We start from the raw sequence: 13038 nt of genomic DNA, 5'->3' as shown, positions 1-13038 counted from the left end.
TCCGTTAGCTGCCGTAAAAAATGATTTTTGGGAACAACAATATCATACAGGGGAGAATAGGAACTAAAAGATCTAACTGAATTTGATTATCAAGCATAGGAATCACCTCGACTCTAGTATAGCAAAAAAAGCCATCAAGTTGATGACTTTTTCAGTGGGTTCACGTTAGTCTGCGTTTTTTTAGCGATGATTGGCTGTAATTTCAAATTTGTAATACTTCCAGTGTTTGTAAGTTTCAGTATATTCCATCACTTCACCGCTAGTACTGTTAGTAGTTGTTTTGTTTTGTAGTACAGCTGGTTCAGTCGCTTTTAATTTCAAATGAGTGGCAACCTCTTTTGGACATGGGCTGACAATTTCATTCGTTTCTACAAATGGTTCCTCGGACATGTGGATATTGTAGTCCAGTTTGAAGCGTTGATAGATTGATTGATAGTGCTCGAGTGGAGCATCTGGATTCTGGATATATCGTTGAGGGATGTATGAATTGTGGAAGATGTATGGAGTGTCTTCTGCTGCGCGGACGCGTACAATTTTATAATAAAACTCATTCTTGTCAAGATTTAGTTTTTCAAGGATATCGGGTTTATTGCCTTTTTCGCACGAGAGAACAGTAACCTTATCCTTATCCATAGGAAAAATCTCAATATCGGAAAATTCTACAAGACGTCCTTTGCGTGAACGGGATACAAAGGTTCCTTTACCTTGTTGACGAACGAGGTAGCCGTCTTTAACTAGTTCGTTTACTGCACGAATAACGGTGATAGAACTAACGTTAAATAGTTTTGTTAATTCAGATTCTGTGTAAAATTTGTCGCCATTTTCAAATTTGCCAGAGATAATTTGCTGGCGTAAGTCGTTTTGTATAAGCTGGTACTTAGGTACTTTCATACTTATTTCCTTCCTTTCTATGAATCATTATACTAAATTAGCTTATGAAAATCAAAAAATATAGCCGGAATCCATAAAAAATAGATGTAATCCCTTTCTGACTGATGAAATAGATGTATTTGTAAAAAAAAGTAAAAAATTTTTAAAAAGTACTGGACATAACCACAGATAAGTGTTATTATATTAACAGAAAGGTAAGCGGTTGCATCGGAGGAAGAAATGAAAGAATTTTATATTGGAGACCAATTTTATTTGGACGGTGAACCCTTTAAGATTTTATCAGGCGCGATTCATTATTTTCGTGTCCATCCTGATGATTGGTACCATTCTTTGTATAACTTAAAGGCCCTTGGTTTTAATACGGTTGAAACCTATGTCCCTTGGAATATGCATGAACCTCGAAAGGGTGAGTTTTGTTACGAGGGTATATTGGATATTGAGCGATTTTTGAAATTGGCTCAAGAATTAGGGCTTTATGCAATTGTACGTCCTTCCCCTTATATTTGTGCGGAGTGGGAATGGGGTGGCCTCCCTGCTTGGTTGATGAAGGAAGAGCTTAGAGTACGTTCGAGTGATTCGGTGTACTTGCAGCACTTAGATGAATATTACGCTTCTCTTATTCCTAAATTGGCCAAGCTCCAACTCGCACAGGGTGGAAATGTACTTATGTTCCAAGTGGAAAATGAGTATGGCTCTTATGGTGAGGAGAAGGAGTATCTAAGATCGGTGGCTGGCTTGATGCGTAAACATGGTCTAACTGCTCCCTTGTTTACCTCGGATGGTTCTTGGCGAGCAACATTACGTGCAGGAACCCTGATAGAGGACGATGTATTTGTAACAGGAAACTTTGGTTCTAAAGCTAGAGAGAATTTTGCAAATATGACGGCATTCTTTAATGAACATCAGAAGAATTGGCCACTCATGTGTATGGAATTTTGGGATGGTTGGTTCAATCGTTGGGGCGATGAGATTATTCGTAGAGAGCCGGAAGAAATGGTTGATTCGGTTATGGAATGTATCGAATTGGGCTCCTTGAATTTGTACATGTTCCATGGTGGAACAAATTTTGGTTTCATGAATGGTTGCTCTGCTCGTGGTCAAATTGATTTGCCTCAGGTAACTTCTTATGATTATGATGCTATATTGGATGAAGCTGGAAATCCTACTAAGAAGTTTTATCTTTTGCAACAACGTTTGAAGGAAACCTATCCAGATTTGGACTATGCTGAGCCACTGGTAAAAGAAGCCAAGGCCTTTCCAAGTGTGAACTTGAAGGATAAGGTAAGCCTCTTTGCTGTAGCAGAAAATGTAAGCGATTACTCCTCTAGCTTCTATCCAAAAAATATGGAAGAACTGGGGCAATCGACGGGCTATATCCTCTATAGAACGCAGTTAGAGCGGGATAAGGAGGAGGCAGAACGGATTCGTGTCATCGATGCGCGTGACCGTATTCAAGTCTATGCGGATGGTCGTTTGGTTACCACACAATACCAGACAGAAATTGGTGAAGACATTGCACTAGAGTTTGCATCCAACCATGTTGAACTGGCTGTCTTGGTTGAAAACATGGGACGGGTCAATTATGGTCATAAGTTGACAGCACCGACACAGTCTAAAGGGTTGGGTCGTGGTGCCATAGCAGACCTGCACTATATTGGCAATTGGGATATGTATCCATTGCCACTGGATGATATTTCTGGTCTGGATTTCACGAAAGAGTGGCAGGAGGGTCAACCAGCCTTCTATCGCTATCAGTTTGAAGTGGAAGAGCTGGCAGACACTTACTTAGACATGACAGGTTTTGGTAAGGGTGTCGTATTTGTTAATAATGTCAATATCGGACGTTTCTGGGAAAAAGGTCCAATCCTCTATCTCTATATTCCAAAAGGATACTTAAAGAAAGGAGTTAATGAAATAGTCGTTTTTGAAACGGAAGGGCAATATAGAGACAAGATTAGCTTTTCACAGGAGCCCGTTTATAAAGAAGTGTAGGTGTTCTGCAGAGAACATCTAACAAAAAGATTTATGAAGAAAAGGAGAACACTGTATGGCAATTATTGCTACACGTATTGACGGTCGTTTGATTCACGGTCAGGTTGCTAACCTTTGGACTACAAAATTAAATATTAGTCGGATTATGGTTATTGACGATGCTGTTGCTCAAAATGATATTGAAAAACAAGGTTTGAAATTAGCTTGCCCACCAGGTGTGAAATTATCAATTTTACCAATTGAAAAGGCTGCTAATAACATTAAGGAAGGTAAATACGATACTCAACGACTATTGATTGTCGCCCGTCGTCCAGAAAATTTCTTACGTTTAGTTGAATATGGGGTAGATCTTCCTGAGTTAAACGTAGGGAATATGTCACAATCACCAGAAACTCGCTCTGTTACTCGTTCTATCAACGTTGTTGATAAAGACATCGCTGATTTCGATGCCTTGGCGGCTAAGGGTGTAAAATTATTTGCACAAATGGTACCTGGCGATTCACCAAAAGACTTTATGCCATTATTGGATAAGGTTAGATAACATTCGGATATTTTTGAAAAATTTAAAGGAGGATCACTATTATGCAATGGTGGCAAATATTACTTCTAACGCTCTACTCTGCTTACCAGATTTGTGATGAGTTGACCATCGTATCGTCAGCAGGCTCACCAATCTTTGCAGGGTTCATCACTGGTTTGATCATGGGGGACATGGCAACTGGTTTGACAATCGGAGCGTCTCTTCAATTGATGGTACTCGGTGTGGGTACCTTCGGTGGTGCATCTCGTATCGACGCAACTTCTGGTGCGGTTCTTGCAACAGCTTTCTCAGTATCACAAGGTATTGATCCAGAGCTTGCCGTATCTACTATCGCAGTTCCAGTAGCAGCGCTTCTTGTTTATACAGATATTGCTGGTCGTTTCTCAACTACTTTCTTTGCACACCGTGTAGATGCTGCGATTGAACGCTTTGACTACGCTGGTATCGAACGCAACTACCTGCTTGGTGCAATTCCTTGGGCACTTTCTCGTGCACTTCCAGTTTTCCTTGCCCTTGCTTTCGGTGGTGAGTTTGTAGATGCAATGGTTAAGACTATTGAACAATACCAATGGATTGCCAACGGTTTGACGCTTGCAGCTCGTATGCTTCCAGGTCTTGGTTTTGCAATCTTACTTCACTATCTTCCACTTAAACGTAACCTTCACTACTTGGCGGTAGGTTTCGCTCTTACAGCTATGTTGACTGTTCTTTACGGTAACGTATCAGCTTTGGGTGGTGCAGTTGCTGGTATCGTTGGCACTCTTCCTGAAGATGCAGGCATAAGCTTTGTCAATAACTTCAAAGGTTTGTCAATGATTGGTATCGCTATTGTGGGTGCATTCCTTTCAGTGCTTCACTTCAAAAATAGCCAAAAAGTAACTGTGGTTGCTCCATCACATTCAGAAAGTGGGGAAATTGAAGATGACGAAATCTAATTACAAATTAACAAAAGAAGATTTTAATCAAATCAACAAACGTAGCTTGTTCACTTTCCAACTTGGTTGGAACTATGAGCGGATGCAGGCATCTGGCTACCTCTACATGATTTTGCCACAATTGCGTAAAATGTATGGAGATGGTACTCCTGAGTTGAAGGAAATGATGAAATTGCATACTCAGTTCTTCAATACTTCACCATTTTTCCATACCATCATCACAGGTATTGACTTGGCACTTGAAGAAAGTGACGGTGTGGCTTCTAAAGATGCGGTTAACGGTATTAAAACTGGTTTGATGGGACCATTTGCCCCAATTGGTGACTCCATCTTTGGATCCTTAGTTCCAGCAATCATGGGTACTGTAGCAGCGACTATGGGGAAAGAAGGTTCTCCGGTTGGTATTTTCCTTTGGGTTGCTGTAGCAGTTGCTTATGATATTTTCCGTTGGAAACAGTTGGAAGTTGCTTACAAGGAAGGTACTAAGTTGATTACTACCATGCGTGATAAGTTGACTGCTCTTGTGGATGCAGCCTCTGTAATGGGTGTCTTCATGATGGGGGCCTTGATTGCGACTATGATCAATTTTGAAGTGACTTGGGCTCCTCAGATTGGTGAGAAAGTTATTGATGTACAAGACTTGCTCAACACAATCTTCCCTCGCCTTGTTCCAGCTGTCTTTACAGGTTTTGTATTCTGGTTGCTCGGTCGTAAAGGTATGACCTCTACCAAGGCTATCTTGATCATCATTGCGCTTGCTCTTTGCTTGTCAGCAATCGGTCACTTCGCATTTGGTATGGCATAATGGCTAGAAGTTTAGTATTAGTAAGTCATGGTATCTTCTGCGAGGAGTTGAAAAAATCTACTGAAATGATTATGGGTCCTCAAGAGGACATCTATACAGTAGCTTTATTACCAGAAGAAGGTCCAGAAGACTTCCAGAAAAAATTTGAAGAAACAATTGCAGGATTGGAAGATTTCGTTGTCTTCGCAGACTTGTTGGGTGGTACACCAGCCAACGTCGTATCACGGAAATTGATTGAAGGTGGGCAGTTTGACCTCTATGCAGGTATGAACATGCCAATGGTTATCGGCTTCTTGAACGGCGTCCTGCTGGGAGAGGCTGTGGATTATGTAGAATTTGGGACAAGCAACCTTGTTCACGTCAATAGCCTACTAACAAGTGATAGCGATGATGAGGAGTGAAACAGTTCGGTGAACTGTTTCAGCTGGTCACTTTGAAATAAGAAAGTGACCACAGAAAGCTCGAGCCTAGAAATAAGAGAGTGAGGCTAACTCAGCCGATTGTTACAGACGGATTTGATTTTCGTTAATTATAAAATGTTCTATAGTTGATAGGCTTTAAGTATCCTGAGGGAGTTGCAATAGTAACTCCCTCATTTGGCTTATGAGGAAAAGAAATGATTGAAGTAAAAATATTTGGTGAAAAAGCGAAGCTCTATTGCTTGAAAAATAAAAATGGTATGCAGGTCAGTCTGACGGATTTTGGTGCCAGAGTGGTGGAAGTGCTTCTGCCAGTAGAAGAAAATGGCGGTTTACGAAATGTTAGTTTGTCGGCAGGGTCAGATCTTGATTACCGCAAGACAGATTTGTACCCTGGTTCTACTATTGTTCCAGTTGCAGGTCGTATTTCGGGTGCCCAAGCTGAGATAAAGGGAACATGCTACCATTTCACAGAAAATGAACCCGGTCGTACCTTGCATGGTGGGGTTGACACGGCAAATGAGCAGTATTGGGATGTTGAGCTAGACCAAGAGAATAATCAAGTGACCTTTGGCATTGTCCTAAAAGATGGTTTCAATGGCTTCCCTGGTGATGTGCAGGTCAAGGCTATTTATGGTTTGACGGATAAAAATGAATTGACAGTTGACTACCAGGCTGTATCGGATAAGGATACGATTTTTAATCCGACCAACCATATCTATTTCAACTTGACTGGTGATTTTCAACGGTCAGTTGCCGAGCACCGTATTAAAATTGCTGCGAATCACTATGCTCCGCTTGGGGAGGATAACCTGCCAACGGGCGTCTTAGAAGATGTGACAGGGACGCCGTTTGATTTTAGAGATTTTGCGCCTTTTGCTCAGGGATTTGATAGCCAATATCCTCAAAATGTGTTGGTAAAAGGCTATGACCACCCATGGTTATTGGAAGAGGTGGATATTCCGGTAGAAGTTTTGAGTCCAGATGGGAAAATTGGACTCAGTGTCAAAACCAACCAGCCTACGGTCGTTATTTATACATATAATTTTCCTGTTGAAGCTTTAGCCTATTACCACGGTGTCTTTAGTTTAGAGTGTCAGGCATTGCCGAATGCGTGCAATGTCGATGGATTTGGTTCGATTTTGTTAGAACAAGGAGAAGAATTTTTGTCTAAAACGACCTATCGTTTTACTTGGTAAAAAATGGGGACTCTAACTGTGTTACAGTTAGGGTTTTCTTGTGTTTTCTAGAAAATATGGTATAATAAATCGGTGTGTTTCAATCGAAGCAGGCGAAAGAGGAAAATAATGACAAAAGAACAAGAATTTTTAAAAGAATTTGAAGCTTGGGTCAACACTCAGGTCATGGTAAACGAAATGGCGGTTGAAGAAAGTCGTCGTGTCTTGGAAGAAGATAAAGATGAGCGTGCAGCAGATGCTTATATTCGTTATGAGAGCAAGTTGGATGCCTATCGATTCATTCAAGGGAAATTTGCCAACTACCATGCTGGCAAAGGTTTTCATGATTTACCAGATGAGTTTTTTGATCAAAGGCATTATTAAGAAACTATATTCACAGTTCAGCATTTCTATCTAAGGCTAGTTCTTCAGCTATTCATCGTTGTTTTTTTCAAAATACAGTCAGTATTTCCTCAAAAAACGGCCTTGATTAGTGAAAAACTATTTCTTATATATAGGCACTTTACTTGTGAGTACAGGTTCTAAGGAGAAAGGAGTTAACATGGCAAAGAAAAAAATCAATCGAAAAAAACAATTGAAAAAACAATTAGCAGACTTGAAACGTGCAGGCCGTGTAGGTCTTGAAAGAGCGACAGAGGTTATAGAGACAGTTGCTCACAAGGCTGAGGCGACAGTAGAGCATGCTGTGGAACAAGTGAAAGAAGTGGTAGCAGAGGTGACTTCTTCAGCGACTTCATTGGAAGATTTTTTGGCACTTCCTGAGTTGGAAGGCATTGCGGCAGCACGTTTGGAAACCTTCTACCAAGCAGGTATTCAATCTGTGGCTGATTTTGCAAACCATACAGAAAAAGAGCTCTTGGCTCTTAAAGGTATCGGTCCTGCAACCATCAAGCAGTTGAAAGAAAAAGGGATTGAGTTGAAGGCTTAAAATAATAGAAACCAACTGAAATGAGTTGGTTTTTTTACGTCTTCTTGCTATAATAGATGTAGAGTATTCAAGGAGAAAAGTCAATGGCAAAGAAGAAAAATCGGAAAAAAGAAATGAGACACGCTAAACATAATGGAGATAATATTATACAGTTTAGTGATTTTCAATCTCCTAATTCTCTAAGCCAATTGTCGCAAACAGATATGCGTAAAGCATTTGAATTGACTAGAGGATTTTTTGTAACAGATGATGAGTTTTATATTGATGAACTAAGAGAGCTGTTGTATGCGGCAGGAAGTAAGGATGCGGAAACGGAGTGGTTCGAGGAGATTATGGAAATATCCCAGAAAAAGCACCGCATTCGAGAGTTAAAAAAACTGCTTGCAACTTATCCTCATTATCTGGATGCAAAATTTCAATTACTGTTGGAAACTGGGGATGGAGTGATTGATCGAGCATACTTAGAGAAAATGCTGGTGATACAAGATGAAATAGTTGAACAATGGGCAGAACTAGATTATTCCGATTGGTTTTCCATTGAGGCTAGGTCAGTCTTGCAAATGCTTGGTTTTTTAACAGAAATTTACTTGATCAATGGTTTTTCAAATTTAGCCTTAAAACTGGTTGAACTTCTTCGTTCTAAAATTGAGGAAGGATTTCCACCGGGCTATTTTCATACCATGTTAGCTACCTATCTTCATTTGTATCAATTTGATGAAATCGAAAGTCTGTATCAGTGGTCACTTGAGAAGAACTGGGAGGACGATGGCGTTTTGGTTTATCAAATTATGGCCCAGTTATTACAAGGAAAATTTACAAAGGCGGAAGAGTTGTTTAAGCGCTTAGCTGACTTAAATAGCAAAGCGGTTGAGGCCTTTCAATCAGACAGTTGGCTGGATCTTGTGAGTGTGTCCACCCAATTAACTTTTTACAAACCATACACGGTTCACTCTATCTATATCGCTTTAAATACCGCAACCATGTTCTTAGAAACAAAACCGTTTTTAGTTGAGGGAATGGTTGCTTTGGCGGAATCCTATGCGAATACATTGCCAAATTCTCCTAAGAAATTTAGAAAATTTTTGGAAGAACCATTTTTAGAAGGGATAGGACATTCAAGAGCAATAAATCTCTTTTACGGAGGGATACATAGCAAGGCTGATTTTAAGAAAAAGACAGAGCAGGAAATATTGTCCATAAAAGGAATCGGTCCAGGAACAGTTAAAAAATTAAAGGAAAATGGTGTTGTTTTCAAAAAAGAGAATTGATTGCTTTTTTCTAAATATTTTGATAGAATAAAGCCATTCAGAGGTGTTTTGAGCCCCATTTGTCACAGGAAGCGGTGGTACTGAGAAATCCGCACAAATGTCAAAACTGGTTGCTGATGATGTGAATCGAATAAGCAAAGTGCAGATAATCTATCTGAACAAGGGTGGTACCGCGGAATAACTTCGTCCCTGTCTAGCAAGTCTAGGCAGGGATTTTTTCATTTGGAAAGGAGAAGATATGCTACATCATGTTGAAATTTACGTTTCTGACTTGGAAACTTCGTGTGCATTTTACGACTTTCTCCTGACCAAGTTGGGCTACTCGCTCTATCAGGAGTGGGATAAAGGGCTATCTTATAAAAAAGCAGAGCAGTACCTGGTCTTTGTCCAAACGCCAGAGGACTTCCTAGGGGTAGGCTATCACCGGTGCTGCACTGGTCTCAATCATCTAGCCTTTCATGCGGGAACACCAGATAAGATTGACCAATGGCGGAAGGAATTTTTGACCAGACGAGTCAAGTTGCTTTACGACGACCGCTATCCCCATGCAGGAGGACCAAACCACTATGCACTATATCTAGAAGACCCAGATGGGATTAAGATAGAGTTGGTGGGGGAGGAAGGATGAATCTAATTATTATTGGAGCACAAGCTTCAGGCAAGATGACCATTGGGCAGGAAGTTGCGAAATTGACAGGGATGACCCTCTTTCATAATCACGATTCGATTGATTTTAGCCTACGATTTATCCCTGAATTTTCTGAGGATATGTTTGACCTCAATACACGTATTACATTTGCTGTTTATGATGTATTTGCTAGGTCAAACCGCCCACTAATCGGAACTGCCTTGATTAATTTTAAAAATCCAATAGATGTTCAATTCCTTACAACAGTTCAGACGATTTTTCATCATCATGGTCAGGAAATTTTATTTGTTGAATTGGAAACTGCTTTAGAAGAACGTCTGCGGCGTAATCGGACAGAAAATCGACTGACCCATAAACCTTTGAAACGAAACATTGAAGTTTCAGAGGCTGAGATTCTTTCTACAGCTGATACATGTCAGTATACCTCGTTAGGCATTCCAGAGGGCATTCAGCATTATCTCAAAATTAATAATACCCACCTCACTGCTAATGAAGTTGCTCAACTGATTATCCAAAAAATGGAAGAGCTTGAGCAAGAACAAACGAAATAGCCAGCCCGAAGGACTGACTATTTCTAGGAGATTATATGAAAAAGAATTGGGCTATTTCTAGCTTGGAGATAGTATAAGCCAATTTTCTTAAAGAATACTAAAGGAGAAAAAATAATGTCAAAAGAATTATCACCAAAATACAATCCAGCCGAGGTTGAGGCTGGTCGTTACCAAACTTGGTTGGACCAAGATGTCTTTAAGCCGTCAGGCGATGCGGAGGCTAAGCCTTATTCTATCGTCATTCCGCCGCCAAACGTAACTGGTAAGTTGCACTTGGGACACGCTTGGGATACCACCCTTCAAGACATCATCATCCGTCAAAAACGCATGCAGGGCTTTGATACCCTCTGGCTTCCAGGTATGGACCACGCGGGGATTGCCACTCAGGCTAAGGTTGAGGAACGCTTGCGTGAGCAAGGCGTGACCCGTTATGATCTTGGTCGTGAAAAATTCCTCGACAAAGTCTGGGAATGGAAGGATGAGTACGCAGCGACCATTCGTGAGCAGTGGGGCAAGTTGGGTCTGTCTTTGGACTACCAACGTGACCGCTTCACGCTGGACGAGGGCTTGTCAAAAGCTGTTCGCAAGGTCTTTGTAGAACTCTACAAAAAAGGCTGGATCTACCGTGGCGAATTTATCATCAACTGGGACCCAGCGGCTCGCACAGCTCTTTCTGATATCGAAGTTATTCACAAGGATGTCGAAGGTGCCTTCTACCACATGAATTACATGTTGGAAGACGGATCTCGTGCTCTGCAAGTTGCGACAACTCGTCCTGAAACTATGTTCGGTGATGTTGCGGTTGCGGTTAACCCAGAAGACCCACGTTACAAGGACTTGATTGGCAAAAACGTTATCCTGCCAATCGTCAACAAGCCAATCCCAATCGTTGCGGATGAGCACGCAGATCCAGAATTTGGTACAGGGGTTGTGAAAATTACACCTGCCCACGATCCAAATGACTTCCTTGTCGGTCAACGCCACAATCTGCCACAAGTCAATGTCATGAACGATGATGGTACTATGAACGAGCTCGCAGGTGAATTTGCAGGTATGGACCGCTTTGAAGCCCGTAAGGCAACGGTTGCTAAGTTGCAAGAACTGGGTGCCCTTGTGGAAATCGAAAACCGTGTGCATTCCGTTGGACACTCTGAGCGTACAGGTGTGGTAGTTGAGCCACGCTTGTCAACCCAATGGTTTGTTAAAATGGATCAACTGGCAAAGAATGCCATTGCCAACCAAGACACAGCTGATAAGGTAGAATTTTACCCACCACGTTTCAACGATACCTTCCTACAATGGATGGAAAATGTACACGACTGGGTGATTTCGCGTCAGCTTTGGTGGGGTCATCAGATTCCAGCATGGTATAACGAATCTGGCGAAATGTACGTCGGAGAAGAGGCTCCAGCAGGTGACGGTTGGGTACAGGATGAGGATGTCCTAGACACCTGGTTCAGCTCTGCCCTTTGGCCATTCTCAACCATGGGCTGGCCTGACGAAAACGCGGCGGACTTCCAGCGTTACTTCCCAACTTCAACCTTGGTAACAGGCTACGACATCATCTTCTTCTGGGTGTCACGGATGATTTTCCAATCGCTTGAGTTCACAGGCCGTCAGCCATTCAAGAACGTGCTGATCCACGGTTTGATCCGTGATGAAGAAGGTCGCAAGATGTCCAAGTCGCTCGGAAATGGTATCGATCCAATGGATGTCATCGAGAAATACGGTGCGGACGCTTTGCGTTGGTTCCTGTCAAATGGCTCTGCCCCTGGTCAAGATGTTCGCTTCTCTTATGAGAAAATGGACGCATCTTGGAACTTCATTAACAAGATTTGGAACATTTCCCGCTATATCCTCATGAACAATGAAGGTTTGACCTTGGATGCGGCACGTGAGAATGTCGCCAAAGTCGCAGCTGGTGAGGCTGGCAACGTGACGGACCGCTGGATTCTCCACAATCTTAACGAAACCATTGCCAAAGTCACTGAAAACTTCGACAAGTTCGAGTTTGGTGTGGCTGGTCACATCCTCTACAACTTCATCTGGGAAGAGTTCGCCAATTGGTATGTCGAGCTGACCAAGGAAGTGCTTTACAGCGACAACGAGGCTGAGAAAGTCATGACCCGCTCTGTCCTTCTCTACACGCTGGACCAAATCCTTCGCCTCCTCCACCCAATCATGCCGTTTGTGACGGAAGAGATCTTCGCCCAGTACGCAGAGGGTTCTATCGTAGTGGCGGCTTACCCTGTGGTTAACCCAGCATTTGAAAATGCGGAAGCCCATAAAGGAGTGGAAAGCCTTAAGGACTTGATTCGTTCGGTGCGAAATAGCAGAGCAGAAGTGAATGTTGCGCCATCTAAGCCGATTACCATTTTGATTAAGACGGCAGATAGCGAGCTTGAAGCCTTCTTCAAGGCAAATGAAAACTACATCCGACGCTTTACAAATCCAGAGTATCTGGAAATTAGCTCAAGTATCGCTGCACCAGAATTAGCCATGTCAGCCGTTATCACCGGTGCTGAAATCTTCTTGCCACTAGCAGACCTCCTCAACGTCGAAGAAGAGTTGGCTCGTCTAGACAAAGAACTCGCCAAATGGCAAAAAGAACTAGACATGGTCGGCAAAAAACTCAGCAACGAACGCTTCATCGCCAACGCCAAACCAGAAGTCGTTGAAAAAGAAAAAGAAAAACAAGCCGACTACCAAGCCAAATATGATGCGACAGTAGCGCGGATTGAAGAGATGAAGAAGTTGGTGGGGTAACTGATAAAATTTGATGACATTTGAATTTTTGTCAGCTAGATAAATACTGGATAATTTGATTAAAACACGGATATTTTCCGTGTTTTTTGGTATA

13 protein-coding genes are annotated in these 13038 nt (G+C 41.9%); 12 read left to right on the top strand and 1 reads right to left on the bottom strand.

The window, feature by feature from the left end; translation table 11 throughout:
* Positions 1-180 precede the first annotated feature (180 nt).
* Positions 181-891 (bottom strand): GntR family transcriptional regulator, encoded by a 711-nt coding sequence (locus ODU55_RS08960; RefSeq protein ID WP_015646515.1) that lies wholly within the window; start codon positions 889-891, stop codon positions 181-183.
* A gap of 219 nt (positions 892-1110) precedes the next feature.
* Here ODU55_RS08960 and ODU55_RS08955 point away from each other — a divergent pair, with 219 nt between their 5' ends.
* The 12 genes from ODU55_RS08955 (at position 1111) to ODU55_RS08900 (ending at position 12944) form a co-directional block, all read left to right on the top strand.
* Positions 1111-2883 carry a beta-galactosidase family protein gene (locus ODU55_RS08955; protein WP_398582598.1) on the top strand — a complete coding sequence of 591 codons (1773 nt, stop codon included), beginning with the start codon at positions 1111-1113 and terminating at the stop codon, positions 2881-2883.
* 55 nt (positions 2884-2938) lie between these two features.
* Entirely contained in the window at positions 2939-3424 is a 486-nt protein-coding gene (locus ODU55_RS08950; protein ID WP_398582597.1) for a PTS system mannose/fructose/N-acetylgalactosamine-transporter subunit IIB, read from the top strand.
* Between the two features lie 38 nt (positions 3425-3462).
* Positions 3463-4359 carry a PTS mannose/fructose/sorbose/N-acetylgalactosamine transporter subunit IIC gene (locus tag ODU55_RS08945; protein WP_398582599.1) on the top strand — a complete coding sequence of 299 codons (897 nt, stop codon included), beginning with the start codon at positions 3463-3465 and terminating at the stop codon, positions 4357-4359.
* On the top strand, positions 4346-5164 hold the full coding sequence (locus ODU55_RS08940) for a PTS system mannose/fructose/sorbose family transporter subunit IID (protein ID WP_029186359.1): 819 nt from the start codon (positions 4346-4348) through the stop codon (positions 5162-5164). The genes ODU55_RS08945 and ODU55_RS08940 overlap by 14 nt, the downstream gene beginning before the upstream one ends.
* A complete protein-coding gene (locus tag ODU55_RS08935; RefSeq protein ID WP_398582596.1) occupies positions 5164-5565 on the top strand; it encodes a PTS sugar transporter subunit IIA in 402 nt (133 codons plus the stop codon). Before ODU55_RS08940 ends, ODU55_RS08935 begins: the two co-directional genes overlap by 1 nt.
* Before the next feature lie 215 nt (positions 5566-5780).
* The gene (locus ODU55_RS08930; RefSeq protein WP_398582595.1) at positions 5781-6782 is read left to right on the top strand and encodes an aldose epimerase family protein; all 1002 of its coding nucleotides are present in this window, start codon (positions 5781-5783) and stop codon (positions 6780-6782) included.
* A gap of 108 nt (positions 6783-6890) precedes the next feature.
* Positions 6891-7145: a DUF1912 family protein gene (locus ODU55_RS08925; protein WP_398582594.1), complete on the top strand. Its 255-nt coding sequence runs from the start codon at positions 6891-6893 to the stop codon at positions 7143-7145.
* 178 nt (positions 7146-7323) lie between these two features.
* Positions 7324-7710, top strand: a complete 387-nt coding sequence (locus tag ODU55_RS08920; protein WP_398582593.1) for a helix-hairpin-helix domain-containing protein — start codon at positions 7324-7326, stop codon at positions 7708-7710.
* Between the two features lie 83 nt (positions 7711-7793).
* Positions 7794-8978, top strand: a complete 1185-nt coding sequence (locus ODU55_RS08915; protein ID WP_398582592.1) for a hypothetical protein — start codon at positions 7794-7796, stop codon at positions 8976-8978.
* A gap of 238 nt (positions 8979-9216) precedes the next feature.
* Complete coding sequence (locus ODU55_RS08910) at positions 9217-9606, top strand: VOC family protein (RefSeq protein ID WP_398582591.1); 390 nt, start codon at positions 9217-9219, stop codon at positions 9604-9606.
* Positions 9603-10178 carry a shikimate kinase gene (locus ODU55_RS08905; protein WP_398582590.1) on the top strand — a complete coding sequence of 192 codons (576 nt, stop codon included), beginning with the start codon at positions 9603-9605 and terminating at the stop codon, positions 10176-10178. Before ODU55_RS08910 ends, ODU55_RS08905 begins: the two co-directional genes overlap by 4 nt.
* Before the next feature lie 114 nt (positions 10179-10292).
* Positions 10293-12944: a valine--tRNA ligase gene (locus ODU55_RS08900; RefSeq protein WP_398582589.1), complete on the top strand. Its 2652-nt coding sequence runs from the start codon at positions 10293-10295 to the stop codon at positions 12942-12944.
* Positions 12945-13038 lie beyond the last annotated feature (94 nt).

This window comes from Streptococcus sp. 2022WUSS037, assembly GCF_044427225.1.
GTDB lineage: Bacteria > Bacillota > Bacilli > Lactobacillales > Streptococcaceae > Streptococcus.
This window is presented reverse-complemented; position numbering and strand designations above follow the sequence as displayed.